This window comes from Phaeobacter gallaeciensis DSM 26640 (genome assembly GCF_000511385.1).
Taxonomy (GTDB): domain Bacteria; phylum Pseudomonadota; class Alphaproteobacteria; order Rhodobacterales; family Rhodobacteraceae; genus Phaeobacter; species Phaeobacter gallaeciensis.
Genome location: NC_023137.1, coordinates 1,135,670 through 1,158,031, shown reverse-complemented (window position 1 = coordinate 1,158,031; position 22,362 = coordinate 1,135,670). Strand labels below are relative to the sequence as shown.

The window sequence follows — 22,362 nt, the reverse complement described above, 5'->3', positions numbered from 1 at the left end:
CGTCCGGACCTTTCAGAGTTTGACTGCAAAGCGCTTTTCCAGCGCGATTGTGATGCGGGCGATCGGGTAGCAATAGGCAAAGAACAGAACCAACGCATACCCGAAGAATGGCACCAGAAGCTCAGGCCGGTTGTTTTCCGCCTCCATTGCCTGGCGCGAAAAGGTAATGATTTCACCGACACCCAGCAGCGAGCACAACGGGGTCGCCATTGTCAGGATGGCATACCAGTTCATCCACGGCGGGATCATGCGTTTGAAGCATTGCGGCAGAATGATCTGCCACAGTGTCTGCGTCCTGGAGAAGGACAGCGCTTCGGCTGCTTCCCATTGCGCCGAAGGTACAGACATCACAGCTCCGCGCACAATTTCGGAGATATTCGCCATGATCGGAAGGGACAATCCGATGACGGCCTTCATCCAGGCTGGGATGGGGATCACCAGGCCGAAGATCTCAATCTCAAATGGAAAGGCGAGCAACACGATAAACAGGATTACCAGCCAGGGCGCATTGCGGAACAACTGGGTAACCCCCCAGCTCAGGCGTCGCAGCCAATTGTTCTGAGAAATCTGCCCAAGCCCCAGAGCCGCTCCGGCGAAGGTGCCGATCAGCATTGAAAAGACCGAAATCACGACATTGAAAACAAAGCCCTGAAAGGTTAGAAACGGTATCCAACGCCAAAGAGCCGCAAAGGCATCTCCCATGCCATAACTGGGCGTCTGGGCAAGGGCCAAAGTCGGCCAGGCCAGCAACATCAGCAGGATGAGCTGCGGTGGGATGCCAGCCAGCCAACGGACCAGAAACATCTCGTCATAGGTTCCACCGGAAAGGACATAGGGTTTCAGGACCGGCAGGTCGGTGCGGGCTGGGCTACTGATGCCCGGAAGGTTGTTAGTGGCCATAGCCCGGTATCCTCATTTTGCGTTCCCAGGAGTTCATGCCGAAGACCAGAACCCCGACGAGGCCCAGATAGACAACGAAAAGAAGCAGCATTGTCGGGTTCTGCGCTGATGGAAAATCGTTCCAGACAGAAACGCTTTCATACAGCAGCTCCGGCACGGCGATGGCAAAAGCCTGGGTGGTGGTCTTCACTAAGTTCACAAGGTTGTTGTTCAGTGCAGGAATCGAAACCCGTAATGCCAGGGGGAAGACCACATTGGTGAAGGTTTGTGTCCGGCTCATCCCCAGCGCTTCCGCAGCTTCGCGGGTTGAATACGGCACAGCTTCAATCCCGGCCCGGAAGATTTCGACGTTGAAGGCTCCTGCAAAAAATGACAGCGAAATGATGGCCCAGCCGGCAGCTGAGACCACTGGCACTTCGGTCCAGCCGTCAGGACCGGCTACTACGGGAGTGAACTGACCCAATGCAAAGTAGAAAAACAGCAGCTGTACCAGTGGCGGTGTGTTGCGGAAGAACTGGATGTAGCCCTGAACACCCGCACGAAGAATGCGGTTGCGGGCCCCTTGCAGCCAGGCTCCTGCAATGCCGATCAGCAGTGATAGCAGTACACAGGCAAAGCTAAGCTTCACCGTCATCCACAGGCCGGACAAGATGCGTCCGGCCTGCTTCTCGTCATAAAGCCAGATGAAATTCCAGCGCGGGAAATCCTCGGCAAGCTGCACAAAAAACGCTTCGAAACCTGTCATGCCGACGGTCTCCCCCTATGGCCAACGGTTATTCTGCGACTGGGTCTGCCAGCTTGGCGTTCAGATCCTGCAGGTAGGCCGTCGGTTTGATGCCCCATTTGGTTTCCCAATCGATCAGGCTGCCATCCTGGTGCCAGCCGTACTGCATACCGGTCATGAAGCGGCCAAAGACACAGTGCTCCTCTCCCTTCGGAACCGCCAGGCCCCAGGGGCTGTCGTCCTCGGACGCCAGCGGCATTTCGAAGTCGTCCCATTCGCCGGAAGCAATTGCCGAGCCGATCGAGGAATCGTCATAGACGAAGGCAACACATTTCTTGTCACGCAACGCCTGGCGAGCCTCAGCGGATCCACCAAAGGCCACGATTTGGGCGCCGTATTTGTCTTCAATGATCTGATTGTAGAACGCACCTTGCACACCACAGACCGGTTTGCCGTTCAATTCTTCCCAGGAAGAGAACCCCAATGCCTTCGGGGCCAGGATATTAGTGCCCGACGTATAGTAGTTCGGGCCGACAATTCCGACGATTTCACGGCGGTCGGCGCGGTCGGTCATGGTGGCAATCATCAGATCAATCTGACCCTGTTCCAGAAACTGCATCCGGTTCGAAGCGACGACCGGGGTCAGTTCCAGTTCAACGCCAAGTGTCTCAGCAATATCCTGGGCCATGTCGATTTCCATGCCGACAATCGACCCGTCGGTGTCCCGGAAACCCCAGGGCTTGTAGTCTGCTTTGACGCCGACAACGATCTTGCCGCGCTCCTGAATCCTGTTCCAGGTGTCATTGGTGCATTCCGCAGCAGTGGCTGCGATCGGCGCCAGAGCAAAGCTGGCCAGGGCTGTGGTGGCAATCAGGTGTTTCATGTTTCTCTCCCTTTCTCGTCTGCCGGATGGTTAACAGCTGGGAGCTGTTCAGCGTGAGAGACGAAAAAGTTCCCCTGTCACCGGAACTTTTTTGACAGGCTGCCTGCTTGCCTGGCCTATGCGCACACGGATACTCTGGCACTAGCGCGTAACCAGCGATGGATGACTGATGAACCGGTTCTTGCAGATCGTGACGGCTATCTGCCTGCTTGGCATTATGATGCGCCCCGTCCAGGCAGAAACCTGGGTGGTCGGATCCATGGAAGGCTTTGCACCCTTCAACTACTCAATCGAAGGCGAATATTCGGGCATTGATGTGCAGATCCTGAATGAGGCTGCAGAACAGATCGGGGTCACGCTGGACCACAGGCCGCTGCCCTGGAAGCGCGCCTTGCTGGATTTCGAGACCGGTCAGCTTGATGCCGTGTTTCAGCTGGCGCCCACGCCTGAGCGGTTTCAGAAATGGAACATGGTCGGGCCCCTGCGCCGCACGCGCACTGTTTTTGTGACTTTGAAAGATTCCCCGATCCAGGATGTCCATACGCTTTCGGACCTGGACGGCCTCGTTGTAGGTGTGGTTTCGGGGTTCACATACGAAGCGCGCTTCGATCATTATCAGCCGCTGCAACGCGAAGCCTCGCTGGATGATTTCACTAATCTGCGCAAGCTGCTTCTCGGCCGTTCTGATCTGATTGTCGGCGGCTACGAGACACTGCATTATGTGGCCAGTGAACTGAATGCGCTGGACAAACTGAAGTTTCTGCCGACCCCTTTGGCGGAACACGCCCGCTATATCGGCTTCCACCGCTCACCGGAAGGCGATGATATGGCCCGCCGCCTGCAGGCGGAACTGGAAAGGATGCAGGCAAACCGTATCCCGCCCGAGTACCTGCGCCATTTTTTCTCACGATGAGAGTGAAGCTCAAACCCTCCGGCATCACACGTAAGATTGCGCTTGCAACTGCGCTGCTAGGGATTTTATCCGGCCTGTTTCTTGGGTTGTATACGCTGCTGGCGGATCATTCCCTCAGAATTGGTGCGGCGCGCCTAAATGCCGAGCGGATCATTCAAGCAACGCTGCCGCAGATTGCCGGCGCCTATTGGGAGGTGGATGTTCCTGCCGTCCGCGCCATTCTGAACGGCCTGCTCGAAGATCCGGTGATCCTGAGCGCACGTATTGAAGATCCGCTTCTGACCGAGGCGCAACGTGACAGCAGTGGCTTGATCGACTTGTCCGTATCGCGCCAGCCACCGCCCGCGCCGCCCTGGCTGATCATTCTGTTTCAGCCAGGCAGCCAGGCAGAGGAGATTTCATACGTATTGACCAACCCGCGCGACGGCAGTGAGATCGGCCGACTGGTGCTGGAGCTATCTTTTCGCCCGGTACAGGAAGATATGGTTGCCCGCAGCTATGCCGTGCTTGGCTCAAGCATTCTGCAGACCCTGCTGGTGACGGCTGTTATTTTCCTGATTGTGCAATTGATTGTTATCCGCCCTCTTGCCCGGCTTCAGGCGGCTGCTCTCAGGGTGCGTGATGGGTACTCTTTCCGGCTGAAAGGGCGCGACCAGCGAATGTTCGATGTAAACAGGCAGGATGAGATTTCTCGTCTGGCCCGTGCATTCCGGCGCACGGTGACTGAACTTGAGGCCAGCCGTGATAATCTGCAGGAGCTTGTGGATGAGCGTACTCGCGAACTGCTGGTGGCGCGCAACGAAGCAGTCGAAGCCTCCCAGGCAAAGTCAATCTTTCTTGCCAACATGAGCCATGAGCTGCGTACACCGCTCAATGCGATTATCGGATTGTCCGGCATTCTTCTGCGGGAAGGTCAAAGCAACACAAATACGCGCAACCTGACCGATCTGAGGGCTGCTGCCGTCCAGCTGTCGGAGAACATCGACAGTATTTTGGATCTCTCCAAGATCGAGGCCGGAGAGTTGGTTCTGGAGCAGGTCTGGTTCCGTCTTGATGATCTTCTGGACGATGTGCTGATACAGACAAGAGCGCTGATGGCTGGCAAACCAGTGCTACTAACCTGGGATTATGCTCCGGATCTGCCAGAAGAGGTTTGTGCGGACCCTCTGCGCCTGCGGCAGATTATGGTCAACTTTGTCTCAAACGCGGTGAAATTCACGAAAGAGGGCGAGATCCGCCTGCTGGCTGCATATCACGACGGCGCTCTGCGCCTGGGCGTGATAGACACCGGGATTGGGATCTCCCCGGACCAGATCGAAAGCATCTTCAAAGCTTTTGGGCAAGCCGACAGTTCAACCACCCGCCAGTACGGGGGCACCGGACTTGGCCTGTCCATTGCCCAAAGGCTTGCGGACAGGATGCACGGTAAGCTTCTGGTGGAAAGTGAGCCTGGCAGGGGGGCTGAGTTTGCGATCCTTCTGCACCCGCCAACCCGGGCCGCGCCGCAGCAAAGCGAAACCGCGGATCTGATCAAGGTTGAGGGCACGGAGGGACCGGTCCGGCAGCTTCAGATAATGGCAAACCGGGCGGCGGCAATCATCGCCGGTCCAATACCGCCGGTCACGGTCACCGTCACAGCGGCCCATGCAACATTTTTTATGCAGTCTTCGGGCAGCATGGAAAGCAAACGTCTTGCTTTCCCAATCACCCATAGGGAATTGGCCGCAGTTGTTTTGGAATTGCAAACCGGCGGTAACTCGAAACCGCCAAAGGACGACATCCTTGCAGGTCTGGATGTGCTGGTGGTGGAGGACAACCCTGTCAATCTGGCCGTCTTTGTTTCGCTGGTGGAAACACTTGGCGCCACGGTGCGCACAGCGACGAACGGTCTCGAGGCAATGGAACAAACCGCAGAGGCGATGCCCGGCGTGATTTTGATGGATCTGCATATGCCCCTGATGGATGGATACCGCGCTCTGAAAAATCTTCAGAGCAAGTATCAGGCAAGTTTGGCCCCAGTTGTCGCCGCAACGGCCAATGCCACCCAGGAAGAAGCCGAGCGCTGCACAGCTGCCGGCTTTGCCGGGTTTATCCCTAAGCCGATCGATCCGTCACAGCTTCGCAGCCTTCTGGCCGGGCTTTGCGGTAACAATCGGTTGCCGGGAATCGATCAGGAAAAGGGGCTGTTTTACGCGGGCGGCAACCAGCGGCACTATGAAGCTTCCCTGCGCCGGTTTCATGCCAGTGTGCGTGAATGGTCCGTAGGTCTGGCGACTCAGGCTGACGGGCCGGAAGGCCCGGGCGTGGCCAATCTCCTTCATGTCATTAAAGGGGGGGCCGGCACGGTGGGGGCCGACAGGTTGGCGGAACTTGCTGCAAGCGCTGAGAAAGGAAACACCTCTATCGAAACAGTGGAGCAGGCCCTATCCCAGATGCTTGCGCAGTTCGACGCATGCAGCCCTATTTCTGAACATGAATTGCCGCTTACTCCCGGCAGGCTGAATAGGATTAGCGCACTTGTCAGTAACCGTGACCTTCAGGCCCTTGAAGAAGTACAGAAAACAGGATCAGGAGATCTTCCGGAATCTGCCAAGGCGGCACTTCAAAGCCTTGGGGCGGCCTTGAAAGTGCTGGACTTTGAAATGGCTGATCAAATTTTGGAACAGCTCGCGGGTTGGCTTCACGAGGACTGAAACTGTCCGATATCTGAACACATCCGGGCCAGAAGCTGCTCGGCTTTCTCGAGCCGGTCTGCCCGCCGCGCCAGCAGTTTTTCCAAGGCCGTTTTTGCCTGGCGCAGTTCAATATGGCTGCGGATCCTAGCGCGCAGAACGGCGGGAACGATGGGCCGGGTGATAAAGTCGCAAGCGCCCATTTCCAGGCCTTTGGTTTCATCCATCGGATCATCGAAACTGGTCAGGAATATCACCGGTACATCAGCAAGGCTGGCCGTGGATTTGATTTGCCGGCAGACCTCGTAGCCATCCATATCCGGCATCCGGATATCCAGTAGAACCAGGTCTGCCAACTCCCCCGCGAGAAAAGACAGGGCTGCTTTGCCGGAGGTTTGCGGAATGATCCGGTAAGCGTCCCTCAGCAGGCCGTGCAAGTGGTGAATGTTCTGAGGTGTGTCATCAACCACAAGAAGCGACGGCAGCTCCTCATCATCTCCCGGAGGGGCCGCGCCGTCCAGGTCGGGGCTATTGCCGATTTCTCCGGCCAATTCCCTGGCCGCAACTGCAATTGCGGTAAGATTGGGTGACACCGTTGCAAAGAAACGTGCTCCGGCCGCTCCCATGAGCGCCCGGTTCGCGTCCCTCTCAAACAGAGAAATTCTAAGATGGCTTTCCAGTGTCCGGATCTGTCGACTGACAGCCTCTCGGGAGACGTTCAACTCTTCCGCCGCAGCGGTAAAACCGCCTAGGCGGGCAGCAGCTTCAAACGCAAGTAGAGAAGTCAGAGGCGGCAAATGGCGTTTGAGCTGTTTCATGCTTTGCGTTCCGGAATGCTATGCATCTTGGACCGGAGGTTACGGCCGCTGTTTCATTTGTACCGTGTAAGACTGGTCATTGAACAGGTGTTGCAGAAATATCCTGCCTGTTGATGCTAACAATTAGCCGCTCAGCCTCGTTCACAAAGATCTTGCTCGCGGCGGTTGAACAAACTGCAAGTGATGTGAGCAAGACCGATCCCAGTTCCCTACCCAGAGGAAAACCTAAGAGTCGAAAAAGTGAAAGACTGGCGCGAGTGTGGGCTTTCCACGGGCATAAAATCAATGGCTTATTGATGTCTAGATGGCAAAACCTTTCCTTCTTCGTGTCTCCAACATCCCTGCTCGCGCCTCCTGTTCCACCAGTGGCGAAGCTGAACTTCGTTCCTGTTCCCGGACACCGGGGTAAAGTACCCCTGTCCAGGAAGGGAGCATGGAATGGGACAATCGCGACGAACGTTCACAGATGAATTCAAAGCCGCAGCTGTTGGTCGGCTTTATACGCCTGGTGCCACACAAACCGGCGTGGCCAGGGAACTGGGTGTGACGAGTTCGCAGCTGAAAACCTGGCGCTTGGAGATCGAAGCGGCAGGATCGATGGCGGCATTGCGCAGGCAACAGGCGGATGCGGCGGAACTGGATCGTCTGCGCAAGGAAAACAAACGCTTGAAGCTGGAAAATGAGACCCTCGAGAGAGCTTCCGCTTTTTTTTCTCCTCAAGGGCAGCGAAAACATGAACGCGAAACGTGCTTTCGTCGCTGCCCACAAGACTGTTTACCCGATCGTTCAGCTCTGTCGCCTTGTTGGTGTTGCGCGCAGCTGGTTTTACGGCTTTGTCCAGTCACAACTTGCTCGAGATCAGCGGCACAAGCTACGTACCGACCGGGACGCCGAGTTGCTTCCAAAGATTAAAGAGGCGTTTTCTCAAAGCAAAAAACGGTATGGGTCAAAGCGGGTCCACCAGGATCTGAAAGCCGATGGCGAGGACGTTTCGGAGCGGCGCGTGGCCAGAATAATGCGGGAAAACAATGTCACGCCTCGCCCGTGCAAGCGCCGAAAGCCGTGCACCACAGACAGCAATCACAGCCTCAAACCCTCGCCAAACCTACTGGAACAACGGTTCGCTTGCACCGGTCAGAACCGGGTTTGGCTCACTGACATTACCTACGTCGATACGAAAGAAGGATGGCTCTACGTTGCTGCCATCAAGGACATGGCCACGCGCGAAATCGTGGGCTGGGCAATGGACGATCATCTGCGATCCGAACTGTGCTGTGATGCCCTGAACATGGCTCTGGGGCGCCGCGGACCGGTGCCTGGTCTCATTCATCATTCAGATCGCGGCGTGCAATACGCAGGCAGCGAATACCGCAAACTGCTCGGGGCGGCACGCATCACGCAATCCATGAGCCGTACGGGCGAATGCCTGGATAACGCTCCAATGGAAAGTTTCTTCGCATCACTGAAAAAGGAACTGGTTCACCGGGAGCGATTCAAAACGCGCGCCTAGGCAAAGGCTGCGATCTTCGAATACATTGAGGTCTTCTACAACCGTCAGAGGCGGCATTTAGCCATCGGCTACCAAACCCCCGCGCAAGCGTATGAAACCATGACTTGGAAAAGTGCAGCATAGGGTCAATAATCAAACTGTCCGGGAAACGGGACGATCTCCAGCCTGCCTGACGGCCATGTAAATGACAATCGTGGTTCCTGGCTTTGCATAGAGAGCACAGTCGGGAAGAGGGTCGTCGGCCTTGCATTTGGCTGTGGTCAGCACAAGTATGTCCGACACGCCATGTTCGGTCAGCGGAATACCTGTCTGCGCGGCGGCGGCGCAGGCGGCCGTGACCCCGGGAACAACCTCGGCCTCTATGCCGGCCGCGCGGGCGGCGGCCAATTCTTCGGCAACGCGGCCAAAGATACCGGGGTCACCCGATTTGAGGCGCACAACCCGGCGGCCTTTCAGCGTCTCAGCCACGATCACCGCGTTGATCTTGTCCTGCGGCCAGGCGTGGGCCCCAACGTGTTTGCCGACGAAGACCCGTTTAGCCGCGGGCGGGGCCAGTTCCAGAACCTCTTCATCAACCAGACGGTCATAGAAAACCGTATCGGCCTGCTGCAGCCTTTGCATCGCGCGGAACGTCAGCAGGTCGCGTGCGCCGGGGCCGGCGCCCACCAGGTCAAGCGAGCCTGGTGCTTTTTGAGTTGCTGGAGCGTCTGTCATTCGAAGTCTTCCTATTCTGCGGCCTGCGGAAATGGGCGCCGTGCCAGCAAGCAGGCGATGTCAGATCGGCAAGAAACGCTGGAAGCATGGCAGGAGGATTACAACTATCAAAGACCACATTCGGCGTTGGGCAACCTGAAACCGATGGAATTGGCAGAGAAAATGAACATAGACAAACTGGCCGCGTAAGGTCATCAAACCAAAACCAAGGACTCTCCGTGAGATGGAGGAAACTCGGGGCTCAAGTCAAGGGTTGAGAGTTTTTGTTCTGAGAAATGCTCAGTACCACCTAAATGAAACGCTTGTTCGGCCAAATCACAGATCTGATTGTCTATCTTCGATCTTTGCAGTGCAAGATTGGGCTCGTGCTTCATTTAACAAGTGTGGGGAACCTGCGGCAATCCAATAGCCCAATCCCATAATGCCCGCTCCAGCTACGGCGTTACCAGCACTGACAAAAGCAAGGTTACGAAGCGCGCCCAAGAGGCTGATGGCTTCATTCTGCTCAGATAAGAGAGCCACTGAAAAAACGGTCATGTTTGCAACGCTGTGTTCAAAGCCAGCCGCGATAAAAGCATACAGGCAGAACCAGATCAGTGCGATTTTGGCTGTGTCGCTCTTCACACGCGAGCTTGTCCAGATAGCGAGGCACACAAGCCAATTGCACAAGATTCCGTTTAGAAACAACGCCAACGCATCGGCAGCCATCTTCTTTTCAGCGATGTCGAGAACCAAGTTGCTGTCATCGGAACCAAGAACGCGTCCACCGCCGCCATAGACGAACAAAACGGCTAAGAATAATGCTCCAATGAGGTTTCCGCACCAACTCACGGACCAACACTTTGCTAAGTCCTTTATGCTAGTTCTGCCGGTTAAGGCCCCGATCGTCATATACATAGTATGACCAGTAAAAAGTTCGGAACCTGCAAAGATCACCAACATCAGAGCGATCCCAAAACTGGCCCCCATGACAATGGGACGAATGCTTTCACTGACACCCTGACCCACGGAAAAAATCAACAAGATACCAAGACCAACATAGGCACCCGCCATCATTGCAAGTGCAAAAAATTCCATCGGCTGGTTTTCCAGAAGAAACCGCTTGGAGTGTGCTGTATCCGAAAAATTTGTAATCGAAGTTAGATAATTCATGATCTAAGCCTTTGACCGTGCGGAGTGTTTTGACGATGAGCGCAGATACTTCTCATAGGCAGTGATCGAACGGGTGTTCATCGTTGGAACTCATTCAAGTGCCAAACCTGATCAAGCTCCATGTAAGAAACACACATGAACCCGCAACCTCTTCCGCAGCAGCCGTTTTCACGTATCCCCGTCAGCCGTTGACGCATCCAGAGTTTCTCACTTTCATTGGTGAATTCTTCATCATTCATTTGAGTCAAGCGCTTGAGCTCCTGTCCCGTGAGTCCGGCATCGCCGGCTTCTGCTAGAAGACCCATGATTGATTTGGAATCGGCAATCTCTGTCATTGTTACACCTGCGTCATTCAGCACAAAGGTGGCAGCAGTCCGTCGTTTCAACACACCGCTGCGCATCTTTGTCGAGTGGATTAGCCAAGGCGCCCGAGGCCACCCAACATCGTTTCCAGTTGCTTTTGCGCTGAATCATTCAAGGGTAGCAGTGGTTTCCTTGGCGCTCCAACGTCGGAACCCAAAATTGAAAATCCGGCTTTTACCGCCGCCGCCAATCCTGATTTCACGATGAATTCGAGGAAGTCAAATTGCTGATAAAACAACTCTTTCGCAGCGTCCCCTTGGCCGCTCTGAACTGCATCAAACAACTGTTTTGGTTGATCGCCAATTAGGCAAGGAGCTGCCGTGCACCAGCCACTTGCGCCAGCATTGAAAGCCTCCAGAGCCATGTGGTTGCAACCATTAAAAAAGGGTACTTGTCCGTCAGAGAGCTTGTAGATCTTGTGCATTCTCTGAATGTCACCTGTGCTCTCTTTGATCATTGTCGCATTCTCGATCTTCTCCACCATCTGCAACATGAACTCAGGTGACATATCTACGCCACAAGTGGCGGGATTGTTGTAGATCATCAAGGGCAAAGGCGTGGCGTTCGACACACTCTGATAGTGTTGGAACACCTCATCTTCGTTGAGTTTGTAGTATGAGAACGGTGACAACATAAGTGCGTCAGCACCTACTTCATGGGCGTACTTCGCATAGTTTACCGCTTGGTCGGTGGTAAGCTGAGCAACGCCGATTACAACCGGCACACGGCCCGCGACATGCTTGACCGTAAAATCGGCAACCAGCTTCCATTCCGCTTCGCTTAAGTAAGCGGCCTCCCCTGCGCTTCCCAGAGTCGCGATTGCATCAGATTTTGCCTCGAGCAACACGTCGATAACATGTCCTAGTTTTTGAAGATCCACCCCGGTGCTGTCTACCTTGAACGGTGTGACTGGGTAGCCAATGATTCCTGATAGATTCATTTTGATGTCCTTAGATGCAGTCTGTGTGTGTTTTGAGAGCTTGCCTGACATAGTAGGCAAAATTGACTTTGTTTCTTTTGTCCGTGGACACCCAGTCATGTGCTTCCTGGGCCAGTTCATGTGGAAGCTCTTGAATTTCTCCCGCAGCCATAGCCAGGAGCTGCAGCTTTGCCGCCCGCTCAATTAAGACCGCCAAGTTGCAGGCTTCTTCAATGGTTTTCCCTGTAACAAGTTGCCCATGATGAGAGAGAAGCAGGGCCCGGTTTTTGCCCAAAGCTTCAGAGATGAGGACACCTTCTTCATTGCCAACCGGTATTCCCGGCCAATCCCCGACAAACGAACAGTCGTTGTACAATGCGCAGGTATCCATGTGGGAAATAACCAGAGGCGTTTTGAGCATGGATAACGCAGCGATGTGTGTCGGGTGCGTGTGAATAATGCAGTTCACATCCGGATGCTCTTTGTACACCCAAGTATGAAAACGGTTGGCGGGATTTGCCATAGCCATCTCGTCAAGCGGTGTGAGATCTTGATCAACCTCAATCAAGTTTTCTGCAGTGATCTCTTCAAAGCCCAAGCCAAATCGCTGGGTAAGAAATCTGTCTGGTTCGTCACTCCGACACGTGATTTGTCCAGTCACGCCAGAATCATGACCTTTATCAAACAAAATTCGGCAGGTGAGCGCCAACTTTTGCCTGTCCGTAAGACCCATGTCCTTGATCAGACGGCGCATATCACTTTGGGCGCTCTCTTTCAGGTCTTCTTTCGCTGTCGTGGCTGTTTTCACGGAGTAGCTCCTCGAATAATTTACTTGGTTGTTGAAAAGAGCTAAGGCTTATCTGGACCCAAAGAAAGATCCACTATTGTGATTTTCACTGGTCCACTTGGTAGAGGAGATGACAGCAGTGAAACGGCCTTGGGAAATGCAATTTTGGCTGGAAGATAGTCCAGGGCGAACGTTGCATTCAAAACTCTTGAACCAACTGACGAGAGATATCAAAGGCGGGCGACTAGCATCCGGTAGCTTGCTTCCAGGCACCCGCACCTTGGCGAAACAGCAAGGAATGAATCGAAAAACAGTTCAGCTAGTTTACGAAGAGCTTGAGGCACAGGGGTGGCTTGTAACTCGGCGCGGATCGGGGACTTATGTTTCTGAAACGCTTCCCGAGCAAGCTTTGTCAAAACTCCATGAAACGTTGGTCAACAGTACAAGTAAGACAAAGTCAGTGTCCAAAATCGTGGAAGGTCTTTACCAGAATGCTCTTGGTTCGACCAACCAACTCCCCATAGCCAACGATGGTACTCCGGACTCAAGACTTATTCCCTATGCATTGCTAGCCAGAACTTACCGGAGGGTTTGTACAGGACTGAACCAGCATTCAGATCTCGGTTATGGAGACCCGAGAGGCACGAGGGAACTACGAGATTCCGTCAATAGAATGTTAAAAGATGATCGCTTCATGACATGTTCGATCAATCAGGTATGCATCTTGCGTGGAAGCCAAATGGGTATCTATCTCGCTTCTCGAGTTCTAGACCCGAGCAAGGGGGCCATTGTCATGGAGGAGCTGTGTTATCTGCCAGCAAAAGCTGCTTTCGGATCCAACGGATTTAGAGTCTTACACTGTAAGGTAGACAGCCATGGTTTAGATACCGATTGTCTGCAGGAAATTTTGGCCAGTCATGACGTAGCAGCGGTCTATGTGACACCGCACCATCAGTATCCGACAACGGTCTGTATGCCAATGGATAGGCGATTGGCACTGCTAGAGCTCTCCAAATCTTTCGAATTTGCCATTTTGGAAGATGATTACGATCATGAATTTCACTATGTGACGAACCCCATTCCGCCTCTTGCAAGCCTCCCCAATTCAGAAAATGTTGTGCATATCGGATCCATGTCAAAAGTTTTCGCTCCAGGGCTACGGCTGGGCTACATGGCAGCGGACGAAGCTTTCATTGAGCGCGTGGCACAAGAAATCGTGATTATCGATCGGCAAGGGAATACACTGACCGAACTTGTGCTATCGGACCTAATGTCGTCAGGGGAAGTAAAACGACATATTCGCAAGACAAGAAGGGAATATGAAGCCCGGCGAAACTTTGCCGCAAGCGAATTTGCTCGTGTCTTTGGTCAGAAAGTTTCTTTCAGCTTACCAACAGGAGGTATGGCGATTTGGGTAGATATTTCGAAAATGGTGAACGGAAGGTCTTTGAAAAACCTGAACAACACCGACTCGACGTTGAGCACGCTCTATTCAAGCGAGCAAACTTCTCCCACCCATTTGCGGTTTGGATTTGGTGCTCTCAACGAGCGCGAGATTTCACGCTCTATTGAGAAGCTTTCAAACATCCTACAGTGAGTCCTTTGAACCCTCTGTCGCGAGCTTGTGATGGGTCAGGAACAACACGCGGAACGATGTCGCAGACACTGAAGGCGCTGGTGCGGAAGGGATACGCTGCTGAACGCCGGCAAAAGTCCGACCAGCGATCAATTTCCTATGAGCTGACTGAGGCAGGCGTAGCCGCGGTGACAGAACCCAATCCAACTGCAGACGCCATAGGCAGCTTGCCCGCCGGCGTTCAAACCGCTCTCAGGGACGGCTTGCTTCAAAGCTTGAGGCAGGCTTTGGCGGCCACTCGTTCGGGAAATGCAAGACCTGCGCATATCACGAGGCGGAAGCGCTTGACGTTGCTGGCTTGAGACGCTCGCTGACCGCACTTTGCCCGTACCCAGTTTGGGTTCTCTTGCCGGTTCACGGATTGTCCGCCGCCTCTGACAAAGTCAGCAACGGAACCAGATCCGCTTTGGCCGTGGCCAAGGCGGCGAATGGCTATCAGAAGTTCAAAAAACAGCTCAATCCATATGGTGGCGCTGCAGACTTGCTGCAAGCTGCCTGAGTGACTGCTTTTGCCTCTGCAATGCAGCAATGGTTTCGTAGCTGACCAACAGCTGCAGCTTTGAATTCATCTGTGAACGTTCGTCGCGATTGTCCCATTCCATGCTCCCTTCCTGGACAGGGGTACTTTACCCCGGTGTCCGGGAACAGGAACGAAGTTCATTGGTTCAGAATGCGGCACGAGCAAAGCGCGGAAATCTCTGCAGGTGCTCGGTCGGGCGTGCCGCAGCGCGGCTGTACACTCGGACAATGACCGAGCCACCTTAGCGGCCTGCAAAAGGGCTTGTGCCAGCCCCTGATCAAGCCGACGAACTCAGAGTGAACTGGGCAAAGCGGGTCCGGCTGGTAGCCGGAGGGTTCGCTCCAATGAGTGGATATTAAAATAGGCACGGCCCCGGAAATTTCGCCAGGGCCGGACCTATTCGAGTATTTGCGTCATACGTGCCGTCAGCCAGGCGGTAGTTGCTTCCTTCAGGTCATTTAAGGGTCTTAAGGTACCCGATTAGATCGGTGATCTGTTCTTCCTTTTTCAAGCCGGGAAAGGCCATTTTAGTGCCAGGAAGGTGTTTCTTGGGCGCGGCCAGGAATCCGGCCAACTGTTCTTCATCCCAGGCGTATCCGGCCTCCTGCATCGCACCGGAATACTTGTAGCCCTCTACCGATCCGGCCGGACGGCCGACAATCCCGAACATCGTTGGGCCGACCTTCTTTTTCCCTTCTTGCGCCGAGTGGCAGGCGGCGCATCTTTTGAACACCTTTTCGCCGGCGGCTGCGTCGCCTTCAGCGGCAGCCGTTTGAAAACAGCCCATGATCATTGAAGCGGCCAATAGAATTTTCTTCACTGGGGTATCCCTTTTGGTTTGAGTGGTTGATCGGATTTTGAAGCGGGCTTCTGCCGCGTCTGCGGCTGGAGGAAGCGCAGGGACAATGTTCCGGCCCAAACAAGGCAGACTGTTTTCAGGATTTCAGCAGCCACGTAGACTATGTGAAGCGAGCTTTCTTCCACCTGAGTACCAGCAATGACTGCGAGGGTGCGGATGTCCAGCAGCGGCAAAAGCCACAGCCGCTGAAGGGCAAAAACTGCCGTTGCCGCCAGCAGAGGCCAGGATGGCCACCGTCGTGCCGCCGTCAGCAGGAGCAGGATGGCCAGCAAACAGATGGCCTCCGCTACGCCGATCCAGAGAAACTGCATCCGCCCCACTTCCAACGCCACAGGAAGTGAAAGGGAGGGCGCCTGGAACTTCGCTGGCGCGGCAATCAGATTTCCGGAAACAGCCGCCCCTGCCCAAAACATAGTAGCGGCAGCGGCGGCTTGGCTCGCCGCAGGTCCCGCACTTGAGCGCACTTGCGAAGCTGAACAAGGATGTGCGCGGGTCAGTGCCTCCATCATCCCGCCTCCCGCTGGTCCTGCCCGTCCTGCAAACCGTTTGCTTCTGCAGTCCGCACATTTGGCCTCGAGGCTGCGCGCCAATACCCGTATCCCATGATACCCGCGCCTGCGAAGGCGTTGCCAAGCGTGACAAACGCCAGATTATGTGCTGCTCCCGCCAAAGAGACGGTGTCAGGGTGATCAGACAGCAGTGCCACTGAAAACACAGTCATGTTGGCGACGCTGTGCTCGAAGCCGGCCGCGATGAAAGCATAGAGGCACCAGAAGATGACGATGCATTTGGTCACGTCATCCCTGGCCCTGGCCGAGCACCACAGGGCCAGGCACACCAGCCAGTTGCACAGCACCGCCCTGGCAAACAGCTGCAGGCCGGTCCCGTGCATCTTCTTTGCGGCCACTTTGTAAAGCAGAGCATCTTCGCCTGCCCCCAGGATCAGTCCGCCGCCGCCCGCCACAAAGAGCAGTGCCAGCATAAGCGCTCCAATCAGGTTGCCTGCCCAGCTGGCTGCCCAGCAGCGCAAAAGATCGCGCAGGCTGCTTTGCCCGGTCAGCAGGCCGTGCGTCATGTACATGGTGTGGCCGGTGAACAGCTCGGCCCCTGCAAAAACCACCAGCGTCAGTGCAATGCCGAAGCTTGCGCCCATAACAATGGGCCGGATAGCGCTCTCCACTCCCTGCCCCACAGAGAATATCAGCAGGATGCCCGCACCCACAAAGGCGCCCGCTTTCAATGCGAGGATCAGGAAGGCCAAAGGGTCAGCCCGCAGGCTGGCGCTCTTGTTCTGCGCGACCCGGGCAAAACCCAGAACGGTTTCAGCATAAGTCATCTTGTTTCAAGCTCCGCATTTTGCGCATCCCGAACTGCTCAGCGGCAGCCAGCGCGGATGTCCGAATAAAACCGGGATGGCCCAAAGACAGGCCAGAGCCGCGGCGAGATAGAGGAAGGCAAAGCCCAGTTCCTGCTGAGCAGAGACCAGGTAGGAGTTGCAGATCCGTACCGGCGCATGGGTGTACAGAAACCCAAGCACCCCCAGCATCGACAGCGCATTGGCTTTCAAAAAGCCCCGCAGGATCGGGCCCAGCCAAGGCCAGGACAGCCGCAACGGCACCCCCAGCAACAGCGGCAGGGCTATGTATTTTGCAGTCTCCCCAGCCGGGAACAGCGCCCAGTCCACATTGCGCGGCAGCATCCAGAACAGGAAGGTGGTCAGCGCCGCCAGCAGCATCGGGACGGCCCAGCGGCGCGGGGCTTTCAGATCCCAGGCCGCCACAAAGCCCGCCAGCACCAGCAAGGACATCTGGACCAGTACATGCTGGACCGGGCTGGCCACCGCCGCATCCCGCAGCGCAATGGCTTCGGCAAAGGCAAGCAGGGCCAGGCAGATCATCCTCATGGCCGCGACCCGTTTACATGCGCCAGCACAGCGTCCACTGCGTCGGTATCGTAGACAGCGGAGAAGCGGCCATCGCCGGTGATCACATGGATCGCTGCATTATGCTGGAAGCCGCCCCATTCATCCGGGATGACGGTCACATCAAACAGGTCCAGCAGAGCCGGCAGGTCCTCCTGCAATGGCCGTGCGACAGTCCACATGATACCGTCAGCCTCATGCGCATCGCCGTAGATGGCCATCTGCTCGGGCGTGTCGCGCTCCGGGTCGAAGCTGACCGACAGCAGCCGGACCTGCAGCCCCCGCGCCTGCAAGCTGTCACGGATGTCCGCAAAATCCGCGGCGGCAATCTGGCAGATGTCGCCGCAGACCGTGTAGATGAACTCAACCAGCACAACCTCCTCTGGCTGCGGCAGCAGCGGCACCTGCCGGCCGGCCATATCCTCCAGCTGCACCTCCGGCACCGCACGGGGCGCTCGCACCACATCGAGCCGACGGGCTGCCTCGCTGGTGAAGGCCTGCGCCCCGTCGGTAGCCTGCCACAGGATCCCGAGGCCAATCACCGCAGCGAGAACCGACGGGAGAGCACGGGCCAGCATCAGCTTTCGCTCCGTCCCAGCCGTGCGACAAAGCGCAGGACAAAGATCAGCGTTCCCAGCACCACCAGCACGCTGAACAGGGTGCCGATGCGGTCATGAGTCAGCCATTCTTCGTAATGCACCGCCCAGCGGCGCGGGATCGAGGCTGCGCCCGAGAACAGGAACACCGTCACAAAACCAGCAGCACCCGCCAGGTAGGTCACAAAGGCCGCACAGTCCAAGCCGCCCATCTGCGAGATCGTCTTGCCGCGCACCAGCCAGGCCATGAAGCCAAAGGCCATCGCCACCTCGCCCAGCAGCAGGTAGGTGTGGAAATGACCGGGCACCCACATGGTGTTGTGCATCACCTTGTTAACGCTGATCATCCCGTCGATGGAAGCCGGAATAGACCCCACCGACCAGCCTGCCACCGACAGCACCAGCAGCGATGACGCCAAATCCCATGTCATCTTGGAGCCGCGCACGTAGAGGAAGGTGGAAAAGGCCGTAACTGCGATCAGGGGAATGCCGCTGAAATAGGAGACCAGCTGCCCCACCACCAGCATCCAGGGCGGCATCACCACATCCTGCAGCAGGTGGTGCCAGTAGACCGCCATCACAAAGATCAGCACCGCATTCCAGGCAATGGCAAACATCCGGTTCGATTTCCAGGCCTTGCCTGTGTATTCCGGCAGGATCTCATAGACCGCTGTCACCGCCATGTAGATTGAGGCGTTGATGAAGACATGGCCGAAGAAATAGATCAGGTTCTTGGCCAGAAGCGCATTGACCTCAAACCCCGGCACCAGCAGATGCACCAGGCTGGCCACCAGAACGGCGGCTCCCAGGATGATGCCGATCGAGTTGAAAATGGTGACAGCTGCCGCAGCGACGATGGTCGGCGGCGGTGGATTTTTGTCCTCGCGGCCCAGGATCAGGTTCCAGCCAAGCGCCCGCGCCAGACTTCCGTAACGGGCATGGATCTGGCGGCCAAGCTCAAGGTAGTACAGCAGAAAGCCGACACCGATCGAAACATAGCCCAGCATGAAGGCCGCGGCTGCCCCAGCTTCCCAGGCGCCGCCGGACAGGGCGGGCAGCGGAAACAGGAAGGTCCAGGCGCCGCCGTATCCGCCAACGAAGATCGCACTCAGGATCAGCACAACGCCCAGCAGAAAGAGGCCAAGGAAGGCCCAGAAAATGCCCGCCGTCAGCACCAAGTGACGGCCGCAGAAGTACCACATGATGGCCGCGCCCGACAGCGCCGCGGTGCCGACCATGCCAGCGCCGTGTGCGGTCAGGATCTGGTAGAACAGGGCCGGGTCCAATTCGATCCACTGGCCCTGTGCCGCGCGCATGATCAGCCCGAGAACCATCATCAGCGCAAAAACCGCGCCTGACAGGATCATCGTCAGCTTGACTGCTCCGGCTTGGGGTGCAGCCGCGGCAGGCGCGTCAGCAATTTGTTCAGATGCAGTGCTCATTTATTCCTCCACCGCTACAACTTCGAATTCATTGACCATGTCGTGATGGGCCACCCCGCAGAACTCCATGCACAGAACCTGGTAGCTGCCCGGTTCGGTGAAGGTGTAGGTGACCTTGGTGGTGTAGCCGGGGATCGCCTGGACCTGGGTCAGCAGCGTGAGGCCGCTGTCATAGATGCCCATGCCGTGGGTCACGTCCTCCGTTGTCACATGGAAATTGACCGGCGTGCCGGCCGGGATTTCCGTGGTGTCGATATCCCACCACCACTGGCCGCCGCTGACATTCACCTCCAGCGCGTCGCCGGTGCCGGCCAGCGCATGCGGCCACTGCCGCAGCGAACCAACCGAGACGATCACGCCTACGATTGTCATCGCCCAGATCAGGCCGGTGCGCTTGCTGCCTGCCTTCGGGCCGGGCGCTTCCCCGCGCGACGCACGGGCTGCCAGCCAGAAGACCGCCGTCAGCGCCGCCATCAGGATCAGCGAGATCAAAAGAACAACTGGCTGCATGTGCCGCCCCCTTTAATAAGTATTTATAATGCCTATTATTGAGGAGTACCGATACATGTCAACAAAATACGTATTTTCAGTGCGTGTTTTTTGTGGGATGAACGCTTATGCAGATTTCAAAGTTTTCAGACTACGCCCTTCGCATCCTGATCCACCTCGCCACGCATGAGGACGGGCTGATGTCGACCCGCGAGATTGCGGAGATGCAGAAGCTGCCCTTCAACCACCTGGCCAAGATCTCTCAATGGCTGACCCACGAGGGTTACGTGGAATCAGTGCGCGGACGCAACGGAGGCATGCGTATGGCGCTGCCGCCGCAGGCCATATCCATTGGCGGGCTGCTGCGCAAATCAGAACGCGGCACGCCGCTTGTGGAATGCATGAAGGAGGATGGCGGCTGCTGTGTGATGACCCCGGCCTGCGGATTGCTGCCGATTCTGAATGAGGCGCAGGAGGTGTTTTTTGCCGCACTGGACAGCAAAACTTTGCAGGATGTTCTGGAAGGAAACCGCGGAATGAAGAACCTGATTCGGGCTTTGGAAGCCGGGCGCGGAGCAGCCTGAAGCTCTTAATGCGCTATACGCATGCGCATTAAAACCGCTGAACCCCTACTTGGCAGCGCCCGAAATCGCGCCCTCCAGCGGCTGATCCTCCCACGCGTCAAACGCCACCGACAGATGCCAGGCCTTGAAGCCGATGTAGCCAGCGAGCAGGGCCAGTATCAGCAGGTACATGCCCCTGCGGAACCGGGGGTTCTCCTCAGCCTGGGACATCTTCGCCGTTCCACAGCAAGTAAAGCGTAAGCATCCGGATCTGCGTATCGCTCAGGCGCCCTTCCCAGGCAGGCATAACGCCCATGCGGCCGTAATAGATGCTGCGATACACATCTTCCCGGCTGCTGCCATATATCCATTGGCTGTCCGCCAAATCCGGTGCGCCGGTTTCGTAGCCGCCGCGCCCGTCGTCGCCATGGCATGCCGCACAGTTGTCCTCAAAGACTACTCTGCCGGCCTCGGCAGCCGCTGCGTCATGTTCCAGCCCGGACAGGGACAGCACAAACTCGGTCACTTCCTTGACCTGCGGTTTTTCGATCATCCCATCCGCCCCAAAGGCCAGCATCTGGGCGCTGCGGGTCTCGTCATGTGCCGCATTGATGCCATAGCGGATCGTGTATTCGATCTCCTCCGGCGATCCCGACCACAGCCAATGGCCGTCAGCCAGGTTCGGAAAGCCAGGCTGCCCCTTCAGATTTTCCGTATGGCAGGCGGCGCAATTGTCTGCATAAAGCTTGGAAATGGCCGCGCCATAGCGCGCCTCCAGCGCCGGATCGACGGCCAGCGATTCAATATCCTCCGATGCGAATGGTGCAAAAGCTTGTTCCCGGTCCGCCTCTGCTTCCTTCAGCGAGGCCATGACTTCCGCCCTTGAGGAATACCCAAGCGCCCCTTTGGCGTAATCCCTCACAGCGGGAAAAGACGGGTAAAACACCCAAAACACTGCCGCCACGGCAATACTGCCCCACAGGGACCAGCGGGCTGCCCAGGGAACCGGTGTGTCAAGCTCCTTGATCCCGTCCCACTCATGCCCTGTCAATTCAGTGCCGGAGACCGGGTCCTTTTCCCTTAACGCCATGGCTGATCCTCCCGCCCGTCCAGCGGAGACTGCGCCGCATCATCGTACATCCGGCGGCGCGAGGGCCAGTAGACCCAGACTACCGCCGCAAGGAAAACGGTCAGCAAGTAGATTGCGCCCCAGGTCTTGGAGAAAACCAGTACTGCATCATGTGTCATCGGTTCACCTCCTCCGGGTTCAGAGAGTCGAAATCAACAAGCGTTCCCAGCATCTGCAAATAGGCCACCAGCGCGTCCATTTCCGTCAGACGCCCGGGCTGGCCGTCAAAATCGCGGACCTGAACGTTTTCGCCATAGCTTTCCTGCAGCTCGCCTTCGTAGTTCTGTTCAAGATCCGCCTGCCAGTGTGCGTCCTTTTCGGCGCTTTCGATCTGGGCGTCGGTGTAAGGCACCCCTGCCCGGCTCAGCGCTTTCAGCGCCGCGGGCAGGTGGCCGGTCGACAGCCGGGTCTCGGACAGGAAAGCATAGCCGGGCATCACCGATCCGGGAACCAGTTCGCGCGGCGCCTCCAGATGCGCCACATGCCAATCGTCCGAATACTTGCCGCCGATCCGTGCCAGATCCGGCCCGGTGCGTTTCGAGCCCCATTGGAACGGGTGGTCATACATGCTTTCGGCTGCCAGGCTGTAATGCCCGTAGCGCTCCACATCCGAACGCAGGGTACGGATCATCTGGCTGTGGCAGGCATAGCAGCCCTCGCGCACATAGATGTCTCGCCCGGCCAGTTCCAGCGGCGTATAGGGCCGCATGCCGTCCACTTCCTCCACCGTGTTTTCGATGGTGAACAGCGGTGCGATTTCCACAATGCCGCCGATCGAGGCCACCATCAGGATCATCATGGCAAATCCCAGCGAGTGGCGTTCAAGCTTCTGATGTGCTGTGCTCATGGGCG

The 22,362-nt window shown here is 56.5% G+C and carries 29 protein-coding genes and 1 pseudogene; 9 read left to right on the top strand and 21 right to left on the bottom strand.

Annotated elements, in window-relative coordinates; translation table 11 throughout:
- Positions 1-12: 12 nt before the first annotated feature.
- From GAL_RS05610 to GAL_RS05600, 3 genes are read right to left on the bottom strand one after another with little or no spacing between them, the layout of a single operon-like run.
- Positions 13-900: an amino acid ABC transporter permease gene (locus GAL_RS05610; RefSeq protein WP_024096618.1), complete on the bottom strand. Its 888-nt coding sequence runs from the start codon at positions 898-900 to the stop codon at positions 13-15.
- Entirely contained in the window at positions 890-1,621 is a 732-nt protein-coding gene (locus tag GAL_RS05605; RefSeq protein ID WP_254659043.1) for an amino acid ABC transporter permease, read from the bottom strand. Before GAL_RS05605 ends, GAL_RS05610 begins: the two co-directional genes overlap by 11 nt.
- A 52-nt stretch (positions 1,622-1,673) precedes the next feature.
- Positions 1,674-2,507: a transporter substrate-binding domain-containing protein gene (locus GAL_RS05600; RefSeq protein WP_024096616.1), complete on the bottom strand. Its 834-nt coding sequence runs from the start codon at positions 2,505-2,507 to the stop codon at positions 1,674-1,676.
- A gap of 169 nt (positions 2,508-2,676) precedes the next feature.
- Here GAL_RS05600 and GAL_RS05595 point away from each other — a divergent pair, with 169 nt between their 5' ends.
- Positions 2,677-3,420, top strand: coding sequence for a substrate-binding periplasmic protein (locus tag GAL_RS05595; RefSeq protein WP_024096615.1), 744 nt, complete (start codon positions 2,677-2,679; stop codon positions 3,418-3,420).
- 2 nt (positions 3,421-3,422) lie between these two features.
- Positions 3,423-6,113: a hybrid sensor histidine kinase/response regulator gene (locus GAL_RS05590; protein WP_040103941.1), complete on the top strand. Its 2,691-nt coding sequence runs from the start codon at positions 3,423-3,425 to the stop codon at positions 6,111-6,113.
- On the opposite strand, the gene GAL_RS21900 is transcribed toward GAL_RS05590, so the two are convergent.
- Positions 6,101-6,910, bottom strand: coding sequence for a response regulator (locus tag GAL_RS21900; RefSeq protein WP_024096613.1), 810 nt, complete (start codon positions 6,908-6,910; stop codon positions 6,101-6,103). The two genes, GAL_RS05590 and GAL_RS21900, sit on opposite strands and share 13 nt — an antisense overlap.
- 438 nt (positions 6,911-7,348) lie before the next feature.
- On the opposite strand from GAL_RS21900, the pseudogene GAL_RS22955 reads away from it, so the two are divergent.
- The 3 genes and pseudogenes from GAL_RS22955 to GAL_RS22950 all read left to right on the top strand — a co-directional run.
- A pseudogene (locus GAL_RS22955) lies at positions 7,349-7,513 on the top strand (transposase); the annotation flags it as partial.
- 130 nt (positions 7,514-7,643) lie between these two features.
- Positions 7,644-8,420, top strand: coding sequence for an IS3 family transposase (locus tag GAL_RS05575; RefSeq protein ID WP_024096612.1), 777 nt, complete (start codon positions 7,644-7,646; stop codon positions 8,418-8,420).
- Positions 8,421-8,432: 12 nt separating this feature from the next.
- Positions 8,433-8,543 (top strand): IS3 family transposase, encoded by a 111-nt coding sequence (locus GAL_RS22950; protein WP_096596796.1) that lies wholly within the window; start codon positions 8,433-8,435, stop codon positions 8,541-8,543.
- A 9-nt stretch (positions 8,544-8,552) separates the two neighbouring features.
- Here the strand turns inward: GAL_RS22950 and cobA are convergent, their stop codons facing one another.
- Complete coding sequence (gene cobA / locus GAL_RS05570; protein ID WP_024096611.1) at positions 8,553-9,134, bottom strand: uroporphyrinogen-III C-methyltransferase; 582 nt, start codon at positions 9,132-9,134, stop codon at positions 8,553-8,555.
- On the opposite strand from cobA, the gene GAL_RS22945 reads away from it, so the two are divergent.
- Positions 9,036-9,323 (top strand): integrase core domain-containing protein, encoded by a 288-nt coding sequence (locus GAL_RS22945; protein ID WP_407674842.1) that lies wholly within the window; start codon positions 9,036-9,038, stop codon positions 9,321-9,323. The two genes, cobA and GAL_RS22945, sit on opposite strands and share 99 nt — an antisense overlap.
- 126 nt (positions 9,324-9,449) lie before the next feature.
- On the opposite strand, the gene GAL_RS05560 is transcribed toward GAL_RS22945, so the two are convergent.
- The 4 genes from GAL_RS05560 to GAL_RS05545 form a co-directional block, all read right to left on the bottom strand.
- Positions 9,450-10,286, bottom strand: coding sequence for a formate/nitrite transporter family protein (locus GAL_RS05560; RefSeq protein WP_024096610.1), 837 nt, complete (start codon positions 10,284-10,286; stop codon positions 9,450-9,452).
- 77 nt (positions 10,287-10,363) lie between these two features.
- Positions 10,364-10,621, bottom strand: a complete 258-nt coding sequence (locus tag GAL_RS05555; RefSeq protein WP_096753138.1) for a hypothetical protein — start codon at positions 10,619-10,621, stop codon at positions 10,364-10,366.
- Between the two features lie 80 nt (positions 10,622-10,701).
- Positions 10,702-11,589 carry a dihydrodipicolinate synthase family protein gene (locus tag GAL_RS05550; RefSeq protein ID WP_024096608.1) on the bottom strand — a complete coding sequence of 296 codons (888 nt, stop codon included), beginning with the start codon at positions 11,587-11,589 and terminating at the stop codon, positions 10,702-10,704.
- 10 nt (positions 11,590-11,599) lie between these two features.
- Positions 11,600-12,376 (bottom strand): aldolase, encoded by a 777-nt coding sequence (locus tag GAL_RS05545; RefSeq protein ID WP_024096607.1) that lies wholly within the window; start codon positions 12,374-12,376, stop codon positions 11,600-11,602.
- A 109-nt stretch (positions 12,377-12,485) separates the two neighbouring features.
- On the opposite strand from GAL_RS05545, the gene GAL_RS05540 reads away from it, so the two are divergent.
- On the top strand, positions 12,486-13,952 hold the full coding sequence (locus GAL_RS05540; protein ID WP_199535420.1) for an aminotransferase-like domain-containing protein: 1,467 nt from the start codon (positions 12,486-12,488) through the stop codon (positions 13,950-13,952).
- Positions 13,949-14,293, top strand: a complete 345-nt coding sequence (locus GAL_RS22940) for a winged helix DNA-binding protein (protein WP_407674841.1) — start codon at positions 13,949-13,951, stop codon at positions 14,291-14,293. The genes GAL_RS05540 and GAL_RS22940 overlap by 4 nt, the downstream gene beginning before the upstream one ends.
- A gap of 153 nt (positions 14,294-14,446) precedes the next feature.
- Here the strand turns inward: GAL_RS22940 and GAL_RS22445 are convergent, their stop codons facing one another.
- The 8 genes from GAL_RS22445 to GAL_RS05500 form a co-directional block, all read right to left on the bottom strand.
- On the bottom strand, positions 14,447-14,593 hold the full coding sequence (locus tag GAL_RS22445) for a hypothetical protein (RefSeq protein ID WP_024096605.1): 147 nt from the start codon (positions 14,591-14,593) through the stop codon (positions 14,447-14,449).
- A 372-nt stretch (positions 14,594-14,965) separates the two neighbouring features.
- Positions 14,966-15,331 (bottom strand): c-type cytochrome, encoded by a 366-nt coding sequence (locus tag GAL_RS05530; RefSeq protein WP_024096604.1) that lies wholly within the window; start codon positions 15,329-15,331, stop codon positions 14,966-14,968.
- Positions 15,328-15,879: a hypothetical protein gene (locus GAL_RS05525; protein WP_145957939.1), complete on the bottom strand. Its 552-nt coding sequence runs from the start codon at positions 15,877-15,879 to the stop codon at positions 15,328-15,330. The genes GAL_RS05530 and GAL_RS05525 overlap by 4 nt, the downstream gene beginning before the upstream one ends.
- The gene (locus GAL_RS05520) at positions 15,876-16,706 is read right to left on the bottom strand and encodes a formate/nitrite transporter family protein (RefSeq protein ID WP_024096602.1); all 831 of its coding nucleotides are present in this window, start codon (positions 16,704-16,706) and stop codon (positions 15,876-15,878) included. The genes GAL_RS05525 and GAL_RS05520 overlap by 4 nt, the downstream gene beginning before the upstream one ends.
- Before the next feature lie 6 nt (positions 16,707-16,712).
- A complete protein-coding gene (locus tag GAL_RS05515; RefSeq protein WP_024096601.1) occupies positions 16,713-17,273 on the bottom strand; it encodes a hypothetical protein in 561 nt (186 codons plus the stop codon).
- Complete coding sequence (locus tag GAL_RS05510) at positions 17,270-17,869, bottom strand: SCO family protein (RefSeq protein ID WP_024096600.1); 600 nt, start codon at positions 17,867-17,869, stop codon at positions 17,270-17,272. Before GAL_RS05510 ends, GAL_RS05515 begins: the two co-directional genes overlap by 4 nt.
- Entirely contained in the window at positions 17,869-19,329 is a 1,461-nt protein-coding gene (locus tag GAL_RS05505) for a cbb3-type cytochrome c oxidase subunit I (RefSeq protein WP_024096599.1), read from the bottom strand. The genes GAL_RS05510 and GAL_RS05505 overlap by 1 nt, the downstream gene beginning before the upstream one ends.
- Entirely contained in the window at positions 19,330-19,839 is a 510-nt protein-coding gene (locus GAL_RS05500) for a cupredoxin domain-containing protein (protein ID WP_024096598.1), read from the bottom strand.
- Between the two features lie 107 nt (positions 19,840-19,946).
- On the opposite strand from GAL_RS05500, the gene GAL_RS05495 reads away from it, so the two are divergent.
- A complete protein-coding gene (locus GAL_RS05495) occupies positions 19,947-20,402 on the top strand; it encodes an RrF2 family transcriptional regulator (RefSeq protein ID WP_024096597.1) in 456 nt (151 codons plus the stop codon).
- Between the two features lie 45 nt (positions 20,403-20,447).
- Here GAL_RS05495 and GAL_RS22440 read toward each other — a convergent pair whose 3' ends face one another.
- From GAL_RS22440 to ccoO, 4 genes are read right to left on the bottom strand one after another with little or no spacing between them, the layout of a single operon-like run.
- On the bottom strand, positions 20,448-20,612 hold the full coding sequence (locus GAL_RS22440; protein WP_024096596.1) for a hypothetical protein: 165 nt from the start codon (positions 20,610-20,612) through the stop codon (positions 20,448-20,450).
- Positions 20,599-21,471, bottom strand: coding sequence for a cytochrome-c oxidase, cbb3-type subunit III (ccoP, locus tag GAL_RS05490; RefSeq protein WP_024096595.1), 873 nt, complete (start codon positions 21,469-21,471; stop codon positions 20,599-20,601). Before ccoP ends, GAL_RS22440 begins: the two co-directional genes overlap by 14 nt.
- Positions 21,462-21,629, bottom strand: a complete 168-nt coding sequence (locus GAL_RS05485; protein WP_024096594.1) for a cbb3-type cytochrome c oxidase subunit 3 — start codon at positions 21,627-21,629, stop codon at positions 21,462-21,464. Before GAL_RS05485 ends, ccoP begins: the two co-directional genes overlap by 10 nt.
- The gene (gene ccoO / locus GAL_RS05480; RefSeq protein WP_024096593.1) at positions 21,626-22,357 is read right to left on the bottom strand and encodes a cytochrome-c oxidase, cbb3-type subunit II; all 732 of its coding nucleotides are present in this window, start codon (positions 22,355-22,357) and stop codon (positions 21,626-21,628) included. The genes GAL_RS05485 and ccoO overlap by 4 nt, the downstream gene beginning before the upstream one ends.
- Between the last annotated feature and the right edge of the window lie 5 nt (positions 22,358-22,362).